At 71.2% G+C, this 21,176-nt stretch carries 14 protein-coding genes, 4 tRNA genes and 1 other RNA gene; 11 read left to right on the top strand and 8 right to left on the bottom strand.

Annotated features, from left to right (window positions below; translation table 11 throughout):
• Window positions 1-181 precede the first annotated feature (181 nt).
• The 8 genes from ACIBCJ_RS12485 to ACIBCJ_RS12450 all read left to right on the top strand — a co-directional run bounded on the left by ACIBCJ_RS12485 (window position 182) and on the right by ACIBCJ_RS12450 (window position 4,864).
• A complete protein-coding gene (locus ACIBCJ_RS12485) occupies window positions 182-499 on the top strand; it encodes an Lsr2 family protein (protein ID WP_365979601.1) in 318 nt (105 codons plus the stop codon).
• Window positions 500-649: 150 nt separating this feature from the next.
• Window positions 650-721 (top strand) — tRNA-Gly (locus ACIBCJ_RS12480).
• Window positions 722-815: 94 nt separating this feature from the next.
• Window positions 816-888, top strand: a tRNA-Gly gene (locus tag ACIBCJ_RS12475).
• Window positions 889-1,031: 143 nt separating this feature from the next.
• Complete coding sequence (locus ACIBCJ_RS12470; RefSeq protein ID WP_362106976.1) at window positions 1,032-2,003, top strand: ABC transporter ATP-binding protein; 972 nt, start codon at window positions 1,032-1,034, stop codon at window positions 2,001-2,003.
• Window positions 2,000-2,818 carry an ABC transporter permease gene (locus ACIBCJ_RS12465; protein WP_365979599.1) on the top strand — a complete coding sequence of 273 codons (819 nt, stop codon included), beginning with the start codon at window positions 2,000-2,002 and terminating at the stop codon, window positions 2,816-2,818. Before ACIBCJ_RS12470 ends, ACIBCJ_RS12465 begins: the two co-directional genes overlap by 4 nt.
• Window positions 2,819-2,865: 47 nt before the next feature.
• On the top strand, window positions 2,866-4,116 hold the full coding sequence (locus tag ACIBCJ_RS12460; protein ID WP_365979648.1) for a histidine kinase: 1,251 nt from the start codon (window positions 2,866-2,868) through the stop codon (window positions 4,114-4,116).
• Window positions 4,113-4,727 (top strand): response regulator transcription factor, encoded by a 615-nt coding sequence (locus tag ACIBCJ_RS12455; protein ID WP_362106982.1) that lies wholly within the window; start codon window positions 4,113-4,115, stop codon window positions 4,725-4,727. Before ACIBCJ_RS12460 ends, ACIBCJ_RS12455 begins: the two co-directional genes overlap by 4 nt.
• Window positions 4,728-4,788: 61 nt before the next feature.
• Window positions 4,789-4,864 (top strand) — tRNA-Gly (locus ACIBCJ_RS12450).
• A 97-nt stretch (window positions 4,865-4,961) separates the two neighbouring features.
• Here the strand turns inward: ACIBCJ_RS12450 and ACIBCJ_RS12445 are convergent.
• From ACIBCJ_RS12445 to ffs, 6 genes are all read right to left on the bottom strand, one after another.
• Window positions 4,962-5,861 carry a phosphoribosylaminoimidazolesuccinocarboxamide synthase gene (locus ACIBCJ_RS12445; protein WP_362106985.1) on the bottom strand — a complete coding sequence of 300 codons (900 nt, stop codon included), beginning with the start codon at window positions 5,859-5,861 and terminating at the stop codon, window positions 4,962-4,964.
• 84 nt (window positions 5,862-5,945) lie between these two features.
• Complete coding sequence (locus tag ACIBCJ_RS12440) at window positions 5,946-7,433, bottom strand: N,N-dimethylformamidase beta subunit family domain-containing protein (RefSeq protein ID WP_365979598.1); 1,488 nt, start codon at window positions 7,431-7,433, stop codon at window positions 5,946-5,948.
• A 207-nt stretch (window positions 7,434-7,640) separates the two neighbouring features.
• Window positions 7,641-9,500, bottom strand: coding sequence for a hypothetical protein (locus tag ACIBCJ_RS12435; RefSeq protein WP_365979597.1), 1,860 nt, complete (start codon window positions 9,498-9,500; stop codon window positions 7,641-7,643).
• A gap of 308 nt (window positions 9,501-9,808) precedes the next feature.
• Complete coding sequence (gene purD / locus ACIBCJ_RS12430) at window positions 9,809-11,068, bottom strand: phosphoribosylamine--glycine ligase (RefSeq protein ID WP_365979596.1); 1,260 nt, start codon at window positions 11,066-11,068, stop codon at window positions 9,809-9,811.
• A 137-nt stretch (window positions 11,069-11,205) separates the two neighbouring features.
• Window positions 11,206-13,626 carry a DNA polymerase III subunit gamma and tau gene (locus tag ACIBCJ_RS12425; RefSeq protein WP_365979595.1) on the bottom strand — a complete coding sequence of 807 codons (2,421 nt, stop codon included), beginning with the start codon at window positions 13,624-13,626 and terminating at the stop codon, window positions 11,206-11,208.
• A 45-nt stretch (window positions 13,627-13,671) separates the two neighbouring features.
• Window positions 13,672-13,768: signal recognition particle sRNA small type (gene ffs, locus ACIBCJ_RS12420), an RNA gene on the bottom strand.
• A gap of 73 nt (window positions 13,769-13,841) precedes the next feature.
• On the opposite strand from ffs, the gene ACIBCJ_RS12415 reads away from it, so the two are divergent.
• The 3 genes from ACIBCJ_RS12415 (at window position 13,842) to ACIBCJ_RS12405 (ending at window position 18,888) form a co-directional block, all read left to right on the top strand.
• Window positions 13,842-13,926: transfer RNA gene (locus ACIBCJ_RS12415), tRNA-Ser, on the top strand.
• Between the two features lie 253 nt (window positions 13,927-14,179).
• On the top strand, window positions 14,180-16,273 hold the full coding sequence (locus ACIBCJ_RS12410) for a site-specific DNA-methyltransferase (RefSeq protein WP_365979594.1): 2,094 nt from the start codon (window positions 14,180-14,182) through the stop codon (window positions 16,271-16,273).
• Window positions 16,273-18,888 (top strand): DEAD/DEAH box helicase family protein, encoded by a 2,616-nt coding sequence (locus ACIBCJ_RS12405; protein WP_365979593.1) that lies wholly within the window; start codon window positions 16,273-16,275, stop codon window positions 18,886-18,888. The genes ACIBCJ_RS12410 and ACIBCJ_RS12405 overlap by 1 nt, the downstream gene beginning before the upstream one ends.
• Window positions 18,889-18,991: 103 nt before the next feature.
• Here the strand turns inward: ACIBCJ_RS12405 and ACIBCJ_RS12400 are convergent, their stop codons facing one another.
• Window positions 18,992-20,758 carry a tyrosine-type recombinase/integrase gene (locus ACIBCJ_RS12400; RefSeq protein ID WP_365979592.1) on the bottom strand — a complete coding sequence of 589 codons (1,767 nt, stop codon included), beginning with the start codon at window positions 20,756-20,758 and terminating at the stop codon, window positions 18,992-18,994.
• A 10-nt stretch (window positions 20,759-20,768) separates the two neighbouring features.
• Entirely contained in the window at window positions 20,769-21,068 is a 300-nt protein-coding gene (locus ACIBCJ_RS12395; protein WP_365979591.1) for a helix-turn-helix domain-containing protein, read from the bottom strand.
• Window positions 21,069-21,176: the final 108 nt, after the last annotated feature.

Here is a 21,176-nt window from a genome sequence, read left to right as displayed (position 1 = left end):
TGCGGGACGGACACGCCAAGAGATTTAGTCGGTCTTCCCATTGCAATGCCGGGCACTGTACAAATGAAATGTCATTAGCCGATACTTTGCCCAATTACAGGCGAACAGTCGGCATCATCGCGGCGTCTTGGCACGTTCGGGCACGTCATCGCGGAGATGCCGCACGAAGGGACCGATATTCGTGGCGCAGCGTGTCGTGGTCACTCTCTTTGACGACATCGACGGCTCCCGAGCGGCGGAGACGGTCGCCTTCGGAGTCGACGGCCGGATGTACGAGATCGACCTGAACGAAGCCAATGCCCGGAAACTGCGCAAGGCCCTGGAGCCGTACGTCTCGGCCGGCCGCAAGCGCTCCCGGTCCGGCAAGGCCTACCGGCAGACGGAGGTCGCCCCCGACCCGGCGGCGGTCCGCGCCTGGGCCCAGGCGAACAGGATGGACGTGCCCGCGCGGGGCCGGATCCCGAAGAAGGTGTACGAGGCGTTCGCCGAGGCGCAGTGAGCCCGGGCGTCGGCACGGGCGTCCGGCACGGGCGCCCGACGGCCGCTCAGCCGCCCCTCGCGGCAACCGACTTGCGCGGCACCCCGGGTGATCAGCTAAAGTCTGGAGCACGCCGAGGGGCGAGGCCGAAAGGCCCAGCTCACGGAACACGCGGGTGTAGTTCAGTAGTAGAACATCCCCCTTCCAGGGGGAAGGCGCAGTGTGCAATTCCTGTCACCCGCTCTGCATCGCCGTACCGATGACCCGATTGGATCAGGTAGGCTGGTGCTCGCACCGATCGGGACCGTTCTGTTCAGGTCCGCAGTCGGTAGCACATGCGGACGTAGCTCAGTTGGTAGAGCGCAACCTTGCCAAGGTTGAGGTCGCGAGTTCGAGCCTCGTCGTCCGCTCGGGAATCAGACCCCGGTCCTCCAGGACCGGGGTCTTTTCGTGTGTCCGGCCGACCCCCTCGGGGATCCGCTCTGACATTTGTCACGCCCGGTGATGACGGGCCGCACTGTCGCCCGGTCCCGGGCGCCGGAATGCTCGAGACATGCAAACCAACGGACACGAACACGTGATTGAGGTCACCGGCCTTCGGCGTGTGTACGGGGGCGGGTTCGAGGCCGTGCGCGGGATCGACTTCTCGGTGCGCCGCGGTGAGGTCTTCGCACTGCTCGGCACCAACGGCGCCGGCAAGACGTCGACGGTCGAGCTGCTGGAAGGGCTCGCCGCTCCGGCCGGCGGGCGGGTGCGCGTCCTCGGGCACGACCCGTACACCGAGCGGGGCGCCGTACGCCCCCGCACCGGGGTCATGCTCCAGGAGGGCGGCTTTCCCTCCGAGTTGACCGTCGCCGAGACGGCACGGATGTGGGCGGGGTGCGTCAGCGGCGCCCGGCCGCCCGCCGAGGTGCTGGCGCTGGTCGGGCTCGGGGCCAAGACCGGCACCCGCGTCAAGCAGCTGTCCGGGGGACAGCGCCGCCGCCTGGACCTGGCGCTCGCCCTGCTCGGCGACCCGGAGGTGCTCTTCCTCGACGAGCCCAGCACCGGACTGGACGCCGAAGGCCGCCGGGACACCTGGGAGTTGGTGAGCGCGCTGCGCGACGGCGGTACGACGGTGCTGCTGACCACGCACTACCTGGAGGAGGCCGAGCACCTCGCGGACCGGCTCGCGATCATGCACGAGGGCCGGATCGCCGCCACCGGAACGCCGGCCGAGGTGACCGCCGCGCAGCCGTCCCGGATCTCCTTCGAACTGCCCGAGGGCTACTTCGTGGGCGACCTGCCCCCGCTGACCGGACTGGGCGTGGACGACCACGAGACCGACGGCCGGATCGTGCGGCTGCGCACCCGGGAACTGCAGCGCGCGGCGACCGGCCTGCTGGTGTGGGCCGGGCAGGCCGGGGTGGAACTGCGCCGCCTGGACGTGCGCTCGGCGTCCCTGGAGGAGGCCTTCCTGAGCATCGCCAAGGAGGTGTCCGCGCAGGCGGCCGGCACCACGAACGAGAAGGAGCACGCGGCATGAGCGCCACGGACACACCCGCCCGCGCGAAGCGCGGCGCCGCCCGGACCGCGACCACCACGCCGACGAGCCGCATGGCCGCGCTCGCCCGCGCCGAACTGATCCTGCTGGGACGGAACAAGGGCACCGTCTTCGCCTCGCTGTTCGTGCCGTTCGTGCTGCCGTTCAGCGTGCGGGCGGGCGCCAAGGAGATGGACCTCGCCGGGGCCGGGCTGACCCTCGGCACCCTCGTGCTGCCCGCCGCCGTCGGCTTCTCCCTGCTGTTCGCCGTGTACTCGGCACTCGTCGGCGTCTTCGTCGTCCGGCGCGAGGAACTCGTCCTCAAGCGGCTGCGCACCGGCGAGTTGCGGGACGTGGAGATCCTCGGCGGCTCCGCCCTGCCGGCCGTCCTCGGCGGGCTCGTGCAGTCCCTGCTGCTCGCGGTGGGCTGCGCGGTCCTGCTGGACCTGTCCGCGCCGTCGGCGCCCCATCTCGCCGTCGTCGGCCTGCTGCTGGGCCTGGTGCTGTGCGCCGCGCTCGCGGCGGCCACCGCGAGCTTCACCAGGACCGGTGAGAGCGCGCAGGTGACGCCGCTGCCGATCATGTTCGTCTCGATGGCCGGCTCCGGCCTGTTCTTCCCGCTGGACCTGCTCCCCGACACGCTGGCCTCCGTGTGCGAGCTGCTGCCGCTGACGCCCGTGATCACCCTGGTGCGCGGCGGCTGGACCGGCGACCTGTCGGCGTACGAGGCGCTGGGCGCCGTGGCGACGGCGGTGGCCTGGACCGTGCTCGCGGTGTTTGCTGTACGGCGGTGGTTCCGCTGGGAGCCACGGCACTGACGTACGCGATGTCAGAGGCGTACACGGCGAGCGGGACGGACGGGCGGATGCGCAGGCCGGGCAGATGGTGGCGGCTCAAGAGCACACCGGAGAAGGTGGAGGCGTACACGCGCTGGTCGTTCCACCTCTACGGCATCGTGGAGATCGCCGTGATGGGACTGTCCGCGTTCGGACGGCTCGACGCGCGGCTCGCCGCCGTGCTCTTCCTGGCGGTGAGCGCGCACGCCGTCGTGCTCATGCTGGTCGCCTCCCGGGCGCTGGACTGGGAGCTGGGCCTGCGGGCGAAGCCGGTACGGCTGCTGCGGGCGCTCGCCGTCCTGACCGTGGTGGTCTCGGTGGCGGCGCTCCTCGTCGCCAAGCGCGGGCCGGACGGTGACGACGTCGGAGCGGTCGCGGGCACGGCCTTCGGCGGTGTGGTGACCGTCGGCGCCGGCGTCCTCGCGCTCGGGGCGCGCAGCCGGCGGCGGACGGTCGCGCTCGTCACCGGGTTCGCGGCCGGGGCCGGGGTGCTGGTGGTCCTGCTGGGCGCTCCGGTGCGGGCCGGGTTCTTCACCGCGTGCGTGGTGCTGCTGGGCAGCGCCTTCGTCGCCTTCGCCTGCGTGTTCTCCGTCTGGCTGCTCAACGCCGTGTACGCGCTCGACGGGGCCAGGGAGACCCGGGCCAGGCTCGCCGTGGCCGAGGAGCGGCTCCGATTCGGCCGGGACCTGCACGACGTGATGGGGCGGAACCTGGCGGTGATCGCGCTCAAGAGCGAGCTGGCCGTCCAGCTGTCCCGGCGCGGCAGGCCGGAGGCGGTGGAGCAGATGATCGAGGTGCAGCGCATCGCGCAGGAGTCGCAGCGCGAGGTCCGGGACGTCGTACGCGGCTACCGGGAGGCGGCCCTCGAGGTCGAACTGGCCGGAGCCCGCGGGGTGCTCTCGGCGGCGGGCATCGCCTCGGAGGTCACCGGCGAGACGGCCGGTCTGCCCGGCGAGGTGCAGTCGGCGCTCGGCTGGGTGGTGCGGGAGGCGACCACGAACGTGTTGCGGCACGGGGACGCGAAGAAGGTCTCCGTGACGGTGCGGACGGCGGAGGGACGTGTGGTGCTGACGGTGGAGAACGACGGGGTGGCGGACGGGACCGGTGACGGTCTCCCGGAGGGCTCGGGCGGTTCCGGGCTCGCCGGACTGCGGGAGCGGCTCGCCGCGGTGGACGGCACGCTGGAGGCGGGGGCCGCGGGCAGGGGCGTGTTCCGGCTCACGGCCGAGGTGCCGCTGCCTTCCGGGGCGGCCGGGACCGCGCTGGGGGTCGCGTCGTGACGACGACGGTGCGGGTCCTGCTCGCCGACGACGAGCACCTCATCCGCGGGGCGCTGGCGGCGCTGCTGTCCCTGGAGGACGACCTGGTCGTCGTCGCCGAGGCGGCCACCGGGCCGGAGGCGCTGGCGATGGCGCGGGCGCACGCCCCGGACGTCGCGGTGCTGGACCTCCAGATGCCCGGCGCCGACGGTGTGAAGGTCGCCACATCGCTGCGGACGGAGCTGCCCGCCTGCAAGGTGCTGATCGTGACCAGCCACGGGCGCCCCGGGCACCTGAAGCGGGCGCTCGCGGCGGGGGTGCGCGGGTTCGTCCCGAAGACCGTCAGCGCCCAGCGGCTGGCCGAGCTGATCCGCACGGTGCACGCCGGAAACCGTTACGTCGACCCCGAGTTGGCCGCCGACGCGATCTCCGCCGGGGACTCGCCGCTGACCGCCCGGGAGGCCGAGGTGCTGGAGCACGCCGCCGACGGGGCGCCCGTCGCGGAGATCGCCGAACGCGCCGCGCTCGCCGAGGGGACCGTACGGAACTACCTGTCGTCGGCCGCGACGAAGCTCGGCGCCGAGAACCGGCATGCGGCGGTGCGTCTCGCACGGGAGCGGGGTTGGGTATAGTGGCTGTCGCGCCACGGCGAAGTCCGCGACTTCGGTCCACGACTCCCGCTCACGGCGCAGTGCGAACGTAGCTCAGTTGGTAGAGCGCAACCTTGCCAAGGTTGAGGTCGCGAGTTCGAACCTCGTCGTTCGCTCCATGGGAGAAGCCCCCGGCTCCAGCCGGGGGCTTCTTCGTGTCGCGACCGCGCGTCCGGCGACCGCGCCCGCCGCGCGAACGCGGCGGGCGCGGGGCCGCTACGACCAGCTCTGGCCGGTCAGCAGCTCGTAGGCCTCCACGTACTTGGCGCGGGTGGCGTCCACCACCTGCTGCGGCAGCGGCGGCGGGGGCTGCTCGCTCTTCCGGTCCCAGCCGGAGTCGGCCGAGGTCAGCCAGTCCCGCACGAACTGCTTGTCGTACGACGGCTGCGCGCGGCCCGGCTGCCACCGGTCGGCCGGCCAGAACCGGGACGAGTCCGGGGTGAGGACCTCGTCGGCGAGGACCAGGCCGTCCCCGTCGAAGCCGAACTCGAACTTCGTGTCCGCGAGGACGATGCCGCGCTCGCGGGCGATGTCCCGGGCCCGGGAGTACACGGCGAGGGTGGCCTGGCGCAGGGCGGCCGCGGTGTCCGCGCCGACCTGGCGGGCGACCTCCTCGTAGGAGACGTTCTCGTCGTGCTCGCCGACCTCGGCCTTGGTGGCCGGGGTGAAGATCGGGGCGGGCAGCTCGGAGCCGTCGACGAGGCCCTCGGGCAGCGCGAGGCCGCACACGGTGCGGGTCTGCTCGTACTCCGCCAGGCCCGAGCCGGTGAGGTAGCCGCGGGCCACGCACTCCACGGGGACCATCCGCAGCGACTTGCAGACCAGGGCGCGGCCCTCCCAGTCGGCGGGGGCGCCGGGGGGCGGCTCGGTGCTCAGGACGTGGTGGGGGGCCAGGTCGGCGAGCTGCTCGAACCACCACAGGGAGAGCTGGGTGAGGACCCGGCCCTTGTCGGGGATCTCGGTCGGCAGCACCCAGTCGTAGGCGGAGATGCGGTCGCTGGCGACCATCACGAGGTCGCCCGCCTCGTTCCGGTACAGCTCGCGCACCTTTCCGGTGTGCAGATGCACCAGGCCCGGAACCTGGAGCGGCTCGGGCTTTTCAACGAATCCGGACATGGTTCCTCCCCGTGGTTCTGTCCAATACGTCGATTGTCCCGTACGTCGGGGGGAGGCCGGCGGGCGGGGCGGCGGGGGGCGCGGTCAGCCGCGTTTGCAGATGCGGTCCAGGAGGTTGGCGGTGGCGCGCTGGACACGCGGGTCCACGTGGCCGGGGCGGTCCAGGGCCGGGGACCAGGCGAAGGTGCCGGACGCGAAGACCCAGGCGCCCGAAGGGGCCCGGTACAGCGAGGTCTCCTGGTGGCGCCGGACGCCGTCCGCGTCGGTGTACGGGGAGTGGGCGAGCAGGACCCGCTCGTCGTGCTCGGGCAGGGCGGTGCGCGGGAAGTAGCGGTCCGCCTCGCCCGCCACCAGGTCCTCGATCTCGTCGCCCTCGTGCGCTCCGGTGGCGTCCCAGAGCCAGTGCCCGGCGTTGCGGACGATCAACGGGTGCGGTTCGGGGACGCGGCCGGCGTACTGGATGCCGAGCAGCTGCTGCTCGGGGCGGTCGACCTCCCGCCACAGCGCGGGGCGGCCGGGCCCCTTGCGCTTGCGGCAGGTGAGCAGGCGGTCGGGGGCACCGGACGGGGAGGGGGCCAGCTCCACCTGCCAGTACATGGTGTTGGCGGAGAGGAAGACCAGGGACGTGCCCCGGTCGCGGGCCAGCTCCGCGGTGCGGCGCATGGCGCCGGACCAGTACTCGTCGTGGCCGGGGAAGACCAGGCCCCGGTAGCGGGCCGGGTCGACCCGGCCGGCGTGCAGGTCGCGGGCGTCGGCGTAGGCGACGTCGTAGCCGTAGCGCTCGGCGAAGCGGATGAAGTCGTAGGCGTGGCCGACGTGCAGGGGGAGGCCGGCCCCGGCGTACGGGCGGTCGAAGGAGACGGTCGTCGCGGCGTCCGCCTCGCCGAGCAGCCGGCCCTCCTCGTCCCAGGCGTGGTAGAGGCTGGCGCCGGTGCGGCCGTCCTCCGGATACAGGTTGTACGCCTGCCAGGTGACGTCCGGCAGCAGGAGGAGCAGGTCGGCCGGGTGGCTGTCGCGGACCGTGAAGGGGACGTGGGAGCGGTAGCCGTCGGCGGTGGTGAGCACGGCCACGTACGCGCCGATGGTCCAGTACGTCGGGATCTGCAGCCGCCAGGACAGCCACCAGTGGTGGCAGGAGACCGTGCGGTCGGCCGTGAGCGGCGGGAGCTGGACCATGCCGGACAGCCGGGGGCTGGTGGTGATCTTGGAGGCGCCGTCACCGCCGTAGTGGCCGATCCGGTAGACGTCGACGCTGAACTCCTGCGGCGGGTCGACGGTGATGTGGAAGTCGATGGCCTCGCCGGGGGCGGCGGCTCCCGTCGCGGTGAAACCCTTGATCTGGCGGCGGACGTCGTCGGCGGCGCGGGGCCCCCCGCCGGCCCCCGCGCCCGAGCGGGCGCCCGGGCGGGCGCCGGGACCGTCCTGGTCCGCGTACCAGGCGACCACCTGACCGGTGTCGCCGAAGTACGTCTCGCCGCCGCGCAGCCAGGGGACGGGCCCCTGTCCGAAGGGGTCCGTCACGGCGTGCGCGAGTGCTCCCGACTCCCAGCGGCGGATCTGCTCGGGTCCCATGGGACAGTCCCCTCCCTCGTCCCCGTGGTCGTGCGTATGACGAATGCTCTTGCCATGTGCGCGATCGGTCCCAGCACATCACATTTCGCACGCGGCCTGTCACTGTTCGTCGCGAAGTGGCCGAAAGAGGAATGGGAGGGTCCGATTCCCTCGGACCCGGGCCGCGCGAGGTCACGGGAGGGCACGTGGGGACAGGGGCGGTCGAGGTCAGACCAGGCGCACCGGCTTCTCCGGGCGTATGCCGAGTTCGGTCATCCAGGCACGCAGGGGGCCCGGGTCGCCGGTCTCGACGAGGCTGAGCACGCTGGGCGCCAGGTCCGCGGTGCGGGCGCCGTCGAGCAGGAGCGACGGTCCGTCCAGCCAGTCGAGGCCGGGGGCCGCGCCGGCGGTGTCCATCGCCGCGCAGCACACCATCGCCGTGATGTGCGCGGTGAGGATCTCGCGGCCGGTGCGCGGGGGCTGGAGCGGCAGGAGGGGCAGCGCGCCGGCGTCCCAGAGGGCGGCGTCGGGACCGGCTCCGCCTCCCGACACGGCGGCCGGCCCGGGGGTCGCGGGGGTGGTCCCGGCGGGACGCGCCTGCTTCTCCTCGCGGGCCAGCTGCGCACTGAGCCCGGCGGCCAGGGCGGCGCCGCGGTCTGTGGTGCCGCCGAGGTCGTCCACGTCGTCGGCGGGGGCGTCGTGGTCGCCGTACGCGGGGCGGGCGTCGTCGCCGTTGTGCCGGGGCGGGGCCTCGCCGGCGGTGCCGGCGGGAGGGGGGCCGGTGAGCGCGGCGTCCGGGGTGGTGAGGTGGTCCAGGACGCGGGCCAGGGTCGGGCCGTCCGTGCCCGGGGCGGTGCCCTCGGCGGCGCGGCGGACGCCCAGGGTGTCGAGCACCCGGTGCAGACGGGCCGCGTCCGTGCGCCAGGTCCGGTCGACGACCTCCTCGGAGTACTCGTCCCAGCCCACCGGCGCCCAGTCCGGGCCGGTCTCGGCGGGCCCCCCGTGGAAGAGCCGCGCGGCGAGCAGGGAGACCGCCTCGTCCACCACCCCGGGCTCCTCCAGCAGGTCGCAGGCGGGACGCTCACCCAGGCGGGAGGCGAATCCCTCGGCCAGGCGGTCACGGCGGGACAGCTCCGTGAGGGCGGCGACGACACCCACGTCCAGCCGCGAGGGCCAGCGGCCCATCCGCCAGGCGGGCAGCGCCACCCGGGTCAGCAGCCGGTCCCAGCCCGCGTAGGCGAGCCCGACCTGTTCCTGCGCGACGATCCGCAGACCGTAGTCCACGGCCTGGGCACGCTCGGCGGCCGCGGTCGCGACCCCGCGCTCCATCTGGGCCGCGTGCCCCCTACAGCTGCGCAGCAGGAGCCGGGTCACCCAGCCCAGGCCCGCGGCCGCCGCGCGGGACAGGGGATCGCGCCGGTCCGCCGAGGCCACCGCCACCGCGGCGTCCAGGCCCCGTATGAAACGCCGGGCCGCGGCTATGTCGGGGTGCGCCGAGGGACCCGTACCGGCGACGACCGGGGCGAGGACGGCGCGCAGCTCGCCCACCCGCATCCACCACAGGAACGGTGAACCGATGACCAGCACGGGCGCCTCCGCGGCACTCCGGCGGCGGGCGTCCGCGCCCGGGCCGGCGAGGTCGTCGTCGGGCCCCTCCGCGGGCGCCGGAGCGTGGGCGGTACGGGTGCGGTCCTCCAGCCAGCTGTCGCAGTCCGGGGTGAGCGCTATCGCCGAGGGGGCGGGGACGTCGAGCCGGTCGGCCAGGTCGCGCACCATCCGGTACAGATCGGGCGCCGACTCCTCGGCGACCGTGACCGTCGGGGTCACGGCGGGCCGGGAACGGGCCACCACCAGGGCGACGCCGGCGGCGGCCGCCAGGACGCACAGCGCGAGGACGGACACGAGCCAGCGCAGCGCGTCCCAGACCCCGCCCACGAGGTGCCCGGTGGAGCCGCCGACGAGCAGGATCACGGCCGCGGCAGCGGGCAGCAGGGCCACGGCCAGCGCGCGGCTGCGGACCCGCAGCACCGCCAGCGCCCGGGTACGCGCGGCCAGCGCGCCCATCTCCACACCACCGATACCGGTCACGGCCGGACCTCACCCCCTCATCGCTGACCTGTCCGTCCGGTCTGTCCCGGACCGTCCTGCCGCATCCCTGCGCTTCGGCTCTTGCTCACCTCACCCACTGTGGCACCCGGCACTGACATCGCAATGCCGGTGGGCCAAGTGCCGGAACGCTTGCGCGGCACCATAGTTGGGGCCCTCGCGCCCGTCAGCCGTATGGCCCATCGGTCACCCGATGGAATGGCTTTGGGGAAAGCTGGAGACGGACAGCAAAGGTCAGGCCCCGGCTCCTGGAACGGAGCCGGGGCCTGCCGGGTGCGGTGACCGGGGGGTCAGGAGCGGTGCGCGCCCGCCGCCTTCGCCGCGATGTCGGTGCGGTGCTGCGAGCCATCGAGGCCGATACGGGCGACGGCCCGGTAGGCACGGTCGCGGGCCTCGCCGAGGTCGGCGCCGGTGGCCGTGACGGACAGCACCCGGCCCCCGGCGCTGACGACGGCGTCGCCCTCGGTGCGGGTGCCGGCGTGCAGGACGTAGGTGTGGGGGGCGTCCTCGGCGGCCACCGCGTCCAGGCCGGTGATCGGGTCGCCGGTGCGCGGGGTGCCGGGGTAGTTGTGGGAGGCGACGACCACGGTGACGGCCGCCTCGTCGCTCCAGCGCAGGGGCTCCAGGTCGGCGAGGTTGCCGGTGGCGGCGGCCATCAGCAGACCGGCGAGCGGCGTCTTCAGGCGGGCCAGCACGACCTGGGTCTCGGGGTCGCCGAAGCGGGCGTTGAACTCGATCACGCGCACGCCGCGCGAGGTGATCGCGAGTCCGGCGTACAGGAGCCCGGAGAACGGGGTGCCGCGCCGGCGCATCTCGTCGACGGTCGGCTGGAGCACGCTCTGCACGACCTCGTCGACCAGCTTGGGGTCGGCCCAGGGCAGCGGCGAGTAGGCGCCCATGCCGCCGGTGTTCGGACCCTCGTCGCCGTCCAGGGCGCGCTTGAAGTCCTGGGCGGGCTGGAGCGGCCGTACGTTCTCGCCGTCGGTGACGGCGAAGAGGGAGACCTCGGGGCCGTCGAGGAACTCCTCGACGACGACGCGGTCGCAGGCGTTCGCGTGCGCGCGGGCCGCCTCGACGTCGTCGGTGACCACGACGCCCTTGCCCGCGGCCAGCCCGTCGTCCTTGACGACGTAGGGCGCGCCGAAGGCGGCGAGGGCCGCGTCGACCTCGTCGGGGTTCGTGCAGACGTAGGAGCGGGCCGTGGGCACGCCCGCGCCGGCCATCACATCCTTGGCGAAGGCCTTGGACCCTTCCAGCCGCGCGGCCTCGCCCGAGGGGCCGAAGACCGGGATGCCCGCCTCGCGCACGGCGTCGGCGACCCCGGCGACCAGCGGCGCCTCGGGTCCGACGACGACCAGTTCGGCACCGAGCCGGGTGGCCAGCGCGGTGACGGCCGCGCCGTCCAGGGCGTCGACCTGGTGCAGTTCGGCGACCTCGGCGATACCGGCGTTGCCGGGTGCGCAGTGCAGCGCGGTGACGTCGGGGTCGAGGGACAGGGAACGGCACAGGGCGTGTTCGCGGGCGCCGCCGCCGATGACAAGGACCTTCACGGGGTGAAGCCTAATGGGAACGCGCCGGTGCGGTTTGTGCGGGCTTCCGAAGCACAGCCCCGCGCGGGGTTGTGGCTTCCTCCAGGCGGACCGGAGACCGAGGGGCCGGACGGGGGCCGGACGGCAGGACGCTCGTCCTACTCGTTCGTGATCTCCTCGACCACCGTGGCACCCAGCTCGCGCACCAGCAGCTCCTTGCCGGAGAGCGCCGACTCGTCGAGGTCCGGGTCGTCGTCCTCGGGGATGTCGTCCTCGGGGGAGACCGGGGGCGGCTCGGGCGCGGAGGGCCGGGGCGCGGGTGCCGCGGCGGGAGGGGACGCCTGGGCCGGCGAGGAGGCAGCGGGGGACGGCGCGGGCGCCGACGGCCGCTGTGCGGGCGCGCTCCCGCCGAAGCCGCCTCCGCCGTAGCCGCCTCCGCCACCACCGCCGAAGCCGCCGCCACCGGACCCGCCGAAGCCGCCGGAGGGTCCGGATCCGGGGCCAGGCGGGGGCGCCGAGCCGCCGCCGGACGGATCGACGACCGCGTCGATCTTCCACTCCACGTTGAACTGCTCGGCCAGGGCCTGCCGCAGCACGTCCTCGCTGCCGCTGCTCACGAAGTTGTCGCGGGCGCCCGCGTTGACGAAGCCGAGCTGCAGGGAGGTCCCGTCGAAGCCGGTGACCTGGGCGTTCTGGCTGAGCAGGATCCAGGTGAACCGGCGGCGGTTCTTGACCGCCTCCAGGATGTTGGGCCACAGCGCGCGGGGGTCGACCCCGGAACCGCCCGGCGGCGGGCTGACGGGCACGGGAGCGGCCGCCGCGGGAGCCGGAGCCTGGGCCGGTGTCGCGGCGGGCCCGGAACCGGGGCCGGGAGCGGCCGGTGTACGGGACTGCCCACCGCCCGCGGGGGCCGCCGTCGGCCATCCGCCGGGCCGGCGCCCGCCACCCGCGGGAGCGGCGGTCGGCCAGGCCCCGGGCGCGGACGCCGGGGCGGAACCGGCCGCAGGCGCGGGTGCCGGCGCCGCGGGGGAAGCCGCGGCAGGCCCGGGAGCCGCCTCGGCGGACGCGGGCGCGGGGGTGGGTGCCGCCTGCGGATGTCCCCCACCGGCGGAAGGCCCGGCGGGAGGCCCGGCGGAAGGCCCGGCCGGAGACCCGGCGGGAGACCCGCTCGCGTCGGAGGACGGACCACCGCCCGGACCGCTCCCCGGCCCACCGCCCTGGCCGCCGCCCGACGCGGCCGCCGGAGCGCCCCCGCCCTGCCCCCGCACCGCCGCTCGGGCCGCGGCGGGCCCGCCGCCCGGCGGCACCGGAGCCGCGGCGGGCGGTCCGGGAACGGCCGATGCCGCGCCCCCCGCACCGGCGTGCGCCTCGGGGCCGGGCGCGTACCCCATGGCCGGCGCGCCCGCGCCGGCCGAGAACTGCACCCCGCGCTCGATCCGGTCCAGCCGGGCCATCAGGGAACGCTCGTCGCCGTACGCGGCGGGCAGCAGCACGCGCGCGCAGATCAGCTCCAGCTGCAGGCGCGGCGAGTGGGCCCCGCGCATCTCGGTGAGCCCCTCGTTGACGATGTCGGCCGCACGGCTCAGCTCGGCGGCGCCGAAGGACCGGGCCTGGGCCTGCATCCGCTCGACGACGTCGGCGGGGGCGTCGATGAGCCCCTTCTCCGCGGCGTCGGGCACGGCGGCGAGGATCACCAGGTCGCGGAGACGCTCCAGCAGGTCGGTGACGAACCGCCGCGGATCGCTGCCGCCCTCGATCACCCGGTCCACGACCTCGAAGGCGGCGGAGCCGTCCCCCGAGACGAACGACTCGACGACCGAGTCGAGCAGCGAACCGTCCGTGTAACCGAGCAGGGCGGTGGTCATGTCGTACGTCACACCGTCCGCACCGGCGCCCGCGAGCAGCTGGTCCATGACGGACATGGAGTCACGCACGGAGCCCGCACCGGCCCGCACCACGAGCGGGAGCACACCCTCCTCGACCGCGATCCCCTCCCGGCCGCACACCTCGGCGAGGTAGTCGCGCAGGGTGCCGGGCGGCACGAGCCGGAAGGGGTAGTGGTGGGTCCGCGACCGGACGGTCCCGATGACCTTCTCGGGCTCGGTCGTCGCGAAGATGAACTTCAGGTGCGGCGGCGGCTCCTCGACGACCTTCAGCAGGGCGTTGAAGCCCTCCGTGGAGACCATGTGGGCCTCGTCGATGATGTAGATCTTGTACCGGCTGGAGGCGGGCCCGAAGAACGCCTTCTCCCGCAGGTCACGGGCGTCGTTCACACCACCGTTGGAAGCGGCGTCGATCTCGATGACGTCGATGGACCCCGGACCGTTGCGCGCGAGGTCGCGGCAGGACTGGCACTCGCCGCACGGCGTCGGCGTCGGCCCCTGCTCGCAGTTCAGGCAGCGCGCCAGGATCCGGGCGCTGGTCGTCTTGCCGCATCCGCGCGGACCGCTGAACAGGTACGCGTGATTGACCCGGTTGTTCCGCAGCGCCTGCTGCAGCGGGTCGGTGACATGCCCCTGCCCGATGACCTCGGCGAAGGACTCCGGGCGGTAACGGCGGTAGAGCGCGAGAGACGACACGCATACGAGGTTATAGGCGCCCACCGACAACCGGACCGCCCGCAAACGAGACGCCCCCCACGCACCCGCCAGAGCCGACCTACCCTTGCTGCCTTCCGGCCCTGGGGGAGTTCAGTCAGATAGCGCCGCGTGAGGGGCTGGCCCACACGTTACCCGATGTCGGGCCCCCGGAACGAGTTCGCAAGCACTCCTCCGCGTCATGTAATGTTCTCGGCGGAGGATTCGCCTAGAGGCCTAGGGCGCACGCTTGGAAAGCGTGTTGGGGGCAACCCCTCACGAGTTCGAATCTCGTATCCTCCGCACCCGCCCAGCAGGGCAAACGAAGGCCCCGACCGCTCAGCGGCCGGGGCCTTCGTCGTTCCGTGGTTGCAGTTTTGGTTGCAGTTGCCCCGCCATCGGCGGGCAGCCGGCTTGGCGTTTCACCATGGCTATCCGGGAGGAGCGCCTGCAAGGCAGGCACGTAGTGCCTGGTCAGTGTCGTGGTTCGCCGTCGCTTTCGTCGGGACTCCGACAAGATGGACAACGTCATCTCCACAGCGCAAGGGATCGCCGCATGGCCTCGAACTCGACGCCCCGACACCAGGGCCGTCTCGAACTGACCTGGACCGACAAGGACAAGACGCTCCTGTCGACCGGGGACGGAAAGTACGACTACACCTTCGTCGACCCGACGGACTACCGGGTCTCCGAGGTTCGCCTCCTCCACGAGGCCGGCCGAGTCGAAGCGCCGACACCTGCGAGCCGCCCGGCGGAACTGCCTCAGCCGACCACCGACAACCTCTTGATCACCGGCGACGCGATGCACGCGCTGGACGCGCTGGCCAAGATCCCGGCCTACTCCGAGAAGTACGCCGGGAAGGTCAAGCTGGTCTACATCGACCCGCCTTTCAACACCGGCCAGGCGTTCACGCAGTACGAGGACAACATCACGCACTCGATCTGGCTCACCCTCCTTCGGGACAGGATCCGCCAGATCAGGCCGCTGCTCGCGGACGACGCCTCCGTATGGGTGCACCTCGACCACATGGAGTCGCACCGATGCCGCGTCGTCCTCGACGAGGAGCTCGGGGAGAACAACTTCGTCGCCGAGGTCGCCTGGCAGAAGGCGGACTCGCCCCGGAACGACTCCAAGCTGCTCTCGACCTCCCAGGACACGATCCTGGTATACCGGAAGTCCGAGTCCTGGGTGCCAAACAAGATGCCCAGGCTCGCCGCATCGAACACAAGCCGGTACCAGTCACGGGACGGGGATCCTGTTCCCTGGCGTGACGGGGATGCAACCGCAGGGGGTGCAGCTACGCACCAGCTGATGGTTTACGCCATCCAGCACCCCGTCACAGGGGGCCTGATGTATCCGACAGCAGGCCGCTGCTGGGGCAAGGCGCAGTCGTGGATGCTGGAGCAGATGTCGGAGTATGCGCCCTACGAGCTGCGTGACATCGGCGACGAAGCTGAGCGCGCCCGCATCTGCGGCACGACACCGGAGAAGGTAAAGGCCGGCGTACCGGCGATCATGCTTTCGGTGTCCGTCGAGGAGGCCGCCAAGCACGCCCGCGCGCGCTACGACGCCGGCCACTGGCCGGACATCGTCATGCTCGGGCTCCGGGAACGGATCCAGCGCAAGAAGCACCTGGAGGACAACGGCCGGGTACCTGAGACGCTCTGGCTGGGAAGCGAGGTAGGAGGGAGCCTTCGCGGGAAGATCGAGATCAAGGCTCTCTTCCCCGACGAGCATCCGTTTGCGACGCCGAAACCGGAACGCCTTCTGGCGCGCGTCATCCACATCGCATCGAATCCCGGCGACATCGTCCTGGACTGCTTCGCCGGATCGGGCACCACCGCAGCCGTCGCCCACAAGATGGGGCGTCGCTGGGTCACCAGCGAGCTCCTGCCTGAAACCGTGGCCCGATACACGCTGCCCCGGCTCACCAAGGTCGTCAATGGACAGGACCCCGGCGGCGTCACCACTGTCACCGAGCGGATTTCGGCCGTTGATGACGGTGAGGACGAGGAGCGCGGCCTGCCCAACGGGATGAACCCTGAGGAGGCCCAGGAATTCAACCGGCTCCTCACCAAGGTGACCAAGGCCATCGACACGGGTCTCGACGCCGCCACGATCAAGGCCCTCAAGGCAGCCACCAAGACCAAGGACGCCACGACGGTCAACTGGCACGGAGGTGGCAGCTTCACCCACCTTCAGGTCGGTGAGTCCATGTTCGTGGAGATGGCGGGGATGGTCCTCCTGGCCGACTGGGCCGCACAGGGCGCCCTGGCGGAAGTCATGTGCGCCCAGTTGTCAGTCCCCTACGAGCCGGACGGGATCTTCGCCGGCAAGCAGGGCCGCGTCAGGTACGTCGTCATCGACGGCATGGTCGGCGCGGGAACAGTCGCCTCCATCGTCGACCGCCTCTCTGAGGGCGAGATGGTCGAGGTGTGGGCGACCCAGATCCAGGACGATGCGGCCCAAGCCCTGAAGGAGGCCCGCAGCGGCTCTCGACTCGAACTGATCCCCGATAAGGTCCTCGACAACTACCGTCGCAAGTCAGCACGCAAGTCGCCGTTCGGCGCGGGTCGTTCTGTGCCGTCGCCACGAGATGCGGACGACTCGGCTGAGGCTGCCGCCGGAATCGAAAGGGAGACCGCCTGATGGGCGTGTTGCAGTTCCAGCCTGAGCTCCTGGACCAGGTCGCCCACAGGCTCACCCTGCGTGAACCGAATCGCAAGGCGATCGAGTCGGTGTTGCTCCGCACCTCGGACCACTACGACGTGCAGGAGAAGAGCGAACCGTACGAATGCATCGTGGATTCAGCCACCGGCGTCGGCAAGACCTACGTCATGGCTGGCCTGGTGGAGTATCTGGCAGGGGCCGAGACTCCCGCTCGGAACTTCCTGTTGATGGCACCTGGTAGGACGATCCGAGACAAGTCGGTTCTTAACTTCACTGCCGGCAATCCGAAGTCGCTGCGGCGCATGCTCCGGTCCAACCCGTACGTCATCACGGCCGACAACTTCAACACGCCGGCCACCAGAACCGCGATCGACGACCCGACGATCACAAAGCTCTACATCTTCACCGTTCAGGCGCTGACCTCCGCCACGGGCGAAGGTCGCGCTACGCACGTGCCCCTGGAGAATCTCGGCACGTCCTTCTACGACTATCTCGCGGGGCTCGATGACCTCGTGATCCTGGCGGACGAACATCACTGCTACCGCGGACCGGCGTTCTCCCGGACCATCCGGGACCTGAAGCCCCAGCTCGTGGTCGGCATGACCGCCACACCCGTGAGAGCGGATGAGTCTCTCGTCGCGTTCCGCTACCCGCTGGCGGCCGCTATCGCCGACCGGCTCGTGAAGATCCCGGTGATGGTGGCTCGCCGCGACGACCGCTCTGACATCGAGACGAAGCTTCTCGATGGCGTCAACCTGCTGCGCTACAAGGGGCAGGCAGCCGATGCCTACTGCGACGAGAACGACCTGCCCCGGGTCAACCCGGTCATGTTGGTCATTGCCCAGAGCATTGACGAGGCCGAGGAGTTTCGGAATGTTCTCGACACGGCCTCCTTCGATGGCGGTTCGTGGGTCGGGAAGACGCTGCTGATCCACTCGAAGTTGACGGGAGACGCCAAGGAGAAGGCACTGGCCGACCTCCAGGCCGTCGAGGACCCCGAGTCGTCGATCCGCATCATCATCAGCGTCGGCATGCTCAAGGAAGGCTGGGACGTCAAGAACGTCTACGTGATCGCCTCCATGAGGGCGTCAGTCTCGGAGGTCATGACCGAGCAGACCCTCGGCCGCGGTATGCGTCTTCCGTTCGGCGAGTACACGAACGTCGAGATCCTCGACACGCTCGAGATCCTGGCCCACGAGAAGTACGGCGAGCTGCTCGCAAAGCGGAAGGTCCTCAACGAGGCGTTCATCGACTACGCCACCTACGCCGAAATTCGGCGACTCGCCGACGGCAGCTCTGTGGTCCGCCAGAAGACGGTCGAGAGCGATGCGGACGTCATCGGTCTGCCTGGCGGGGCCACCCCCACAAGACCTGGCGACGGCAACGTACCTGGGAGTAACTCGGCAGGAGCTGGCGCCGGCGACGGATCCGCAAGTACCCCGCCCGGAGCTGACGACGCCGGGCAGGCTACCGAGGAGGCTCCGCCCGCGGGGACCGGCGCGACGCCCCCTTCGCCGGCCACCTTCAGTAGACCTGGTGTTGTGGACGTTGAGACCCGTACGCGTGAGGCAGCAGAAGCCGCGAACAATACGTCCGGAGCCATCCAATACGACCCGCTGCCGGACCGGGACCCCATCTTGATCCCCCGGTTGATCTCAGTGCCGCAGTTCGTCGCGGTCAGCCTGAATGACATCACCGACTACGGACCGTTCGAGCGGCTCGGCCGCACGCTCACTGCGGATTACTCTGATGAGCTGAAGCGAACCAAGCTCGTTGCCAGTCATGACGGCCGCAAAGTCATAGTGGGCACCGAGACGGCCGCTGACACGGTGGTCTCCGCGCTACCGCTCGACATCCCCCTCTCGGTGACGAAGAACGCCTTGGTTCAGCGGGTCATGTCCGTCAAGGGGGTTCCGAACCGGCAGCTGGAGGTTGGCGCCGCTCAGCGCATCGTTGATCACCTCATCGAGGCCATGGGCGACAAGGCGACCGAGCACCTTGCGGCCTTCGTCGACCGCTGCGGTCAGCGTCTCGCTACCGAGGTCGCCAGAACTCTCCGAGCTACGACTCAGGCCCAGGTCTCCTACACCGATGACGTGGAGATCCTCGCGCTGAGCAAGACCCGCGTGGCACGCAAGCGCCAGGTGGCCGGCCATGCTGACGGTGCGTTCAGCAAGACGATGGCGTTCAACGGCTGGACCAAGAACCTCTACAGCCACGCCTGGTTCGACACCGAGCCGGAGTTCAAGGCAGCCAACGCCATCGACAGCGGGAAGAACGTAGCCGTGTGGGCACGGCTGCACATCAACGACGTGCCCATCACCTGGACGTCGGAGGGAAGGAATTACAACCCCGACTTCGTCGTGATCGAAGAAGTGGATGGCCAGCGCGTCGGCTGGCTGGTGGAGACGAAGGCCGACAAGGACATGACCTCCGAGGAGGTAGTCGGCAAACGCCGGGCAGCACGAAGGTGGGCCAACACCGCAAACTCCTCGCCCGATGTCGACATCAACTGGAAGTACTTGCTCGTTGGAGAGCAGGACGTCGAGGACGCACAAGGGTCCTGGGAGTTCCTGAAGGGCTTCGGCCAGTAGTAGGTCGACCCAACTGACTGAAGCACACTGACCGGGTCAGCCCTCAGCGAAGCTCCTCAGCTGCCTGGGGATCCCCATGGATTTGGGGATCCCCAGGCAGCCTTCAGCCAGCTAGATCGCCGTACTCTCCTGGATTCTTCGCACGGTCCACAGCCTGTGCACAAGCCTCTGCAAATGCGGCGGCCACGGCCTTCTGGTCCGTGCCACGGACCTGGGCCTCGACCTCCTGGCCTGGACGGCGAGTGGTGTGCCAGCGCACCGGGAGGTCGGTGTAGAGGTCGGTCTCGAATTCCCAGGCCGTGACGGACCACTGGTCATCGCGGCCGATGTTGAGCCGCTCGCCGCCGGGCAGGAACACGGCTTGGGCGTGATGGACGATCCGACGGTCGGGCATGCGGTCGCGGATGGCCCGTATGCCGCCCTGGCCCTTGTCCTCCCACTTCTCCCGGTCCCATTCCTCGTTCTCCGCCGGATGGCCGGGATGGTCAGCACCCCACTGTGAGGCCACTGCGTCAGCGTGCTCGCGGTGCAGGAACGGGATGCGGCGCTCGCCAAGGAGAGCCACATACACCCTGGGCTCCGCCGGAACGGAGGTTTCCCTCGGGCCAGGCACTGGGCCTCCAGGCGCCGGTTCGAGCACGTGTGGCTTCGGACCCCACAGCAGGCCGCCAATCTTCGCGGCCGTCTGCTGGAGCACCTGGCCGGTGAGGTGCTGATAGCGCCGGCGCATCCGGGCGGACTTGCCGGGTTCCCATCCCATGATGCGGTCGACGACCGCTTCGGGGACGCCGAGGATCAGCAGCACAGTGGCGGCAGTGTGGCGGGCGTCGTGGAGACGGCCGTCACGTACGCCGGCGACCTTCAGCAGGTCCTTCCACCGGTGGTAGTCGGTGTTGGGGTTGAGCGGCTCGCCCGTCGGCGAGGTGAACACGTACCCCTTCTCCACCCACAGGTCGCGGGCCACGGCCCGCTCGCGGTCCTGCTTCTCCTTGTGCTGTCGCAGGAGCCCCAGCAGCTCGTCCGGCACACCGATCGGGCGCTTGCCCGCGCGGGTCTTGGTGTCCTTCGTCTCGCGCCGCACATTGATCTTCTGTGGGCAGTAGCCGGGCTTGCGCCCGCATTTGTCGCCGCATCCGTGCTGGTAGCGTGGCCGCAGGCGGCCCCGGCGTACGAGGATCACACCCGCCTCGAAGTCAACGTCCTCCCACTGCAGGCCCAGGGCCTCGCCCTGGCGCAGGCCGAGCGCGAGCGCGATCACCCAGCGGGCGGTGTTGCGCACTTTGGTGGCCTCGGCGAGGAGACGCTGGACCTCTTCGAGCGTGTACGGCTCGACCTCCTCCTCTTCGACCTTGGGTGCCTTGGCGACGGACGCCGGGTTGATAGTGAGGTGGCGACGGCGTACGGCCTCGTTGAGCGCCGTTTTGACCGTGCGATGCACCTGGTGGGCGGTGCCGGCGGCGCTACCGTTCGTCTGCATCTTGCGGTACAGGCGCTCCAGGTGCTCCGGCTCCAGCTTCTCCAGGCGGTGGGCGCCCAGCCCGGGGATGAGGTGGTGGTAGACCGCCACGCGGTAGCCGTCGATGGTGTTCTCACCGACGTTGGGTGCGGCGATGTTCTCCACCCAGTGGGTCAGCCAGGTCTCGACCGTCCAGGTCTGACCGGCCTTGCGGACGCCAGTGGAGTCGCGCTGCTTCTCCAGGTCGCGTACGGCCTTGGTGACCGCGGTGCGCGTCTTGCGGCCGACGTGACGACGATCCGGGCTGCCGTCGTCCTTGACGCCGACGGTGACGTAGCCGTGCCAGCGGCCGTCCTTGCCGAGGAAGATGGTGGAGGCACCATTGGGCTGGCGGGACTTCGAGGACTTGGTCATTCCGCCCCCTTCAGGCCGCGGTCGTGTAGTCCGCCGAGTCGGGGCGCCTGGCTAGGAAGTCGTTCAGCGCCTCGGCGGGTATGCGGCGCAGCCGGCCGATCTTCACGGAGGAGATCTCGCCGGAGGAGACGTACTCGTACAGCTTGGTGCGGCCGATGCCGATCCGCCGTGCGGCTTCGGTGACGGTGAGGCCGACGAGAGTGGCATCGCCGTGGGAGGCGTCGCGCTGGTTCATCAGAGCGCGCAGCTCAGTCTCGGCGACGCCGAGGAGCTGGGCGATCTGAGTGATGGGCAGGGCGTTTTCGGGCAAGGAGAAGTCCGTTTCCTGGCAGGTGATGGGGCGGCAACCCCGGCCTGGCCGGTTGATCTCGGGATGTGTGCGGTGGGTTCCGTGCCTGGGGGTTTGCGGGCCCAGGTC

Source organism: Streptomyces sp. NPDC051136, from assembly GCF_044455745.1.
In the GTDB taxonomy this organism is placed as follows: Bacteria; Actinomycetota; Actinomycetes; order Streptomycetales; family Streptomycetaceae; genus Streptomyces.
This window is presented reverse-complemented; position numbering and strand designations above follow the sequence as displayed.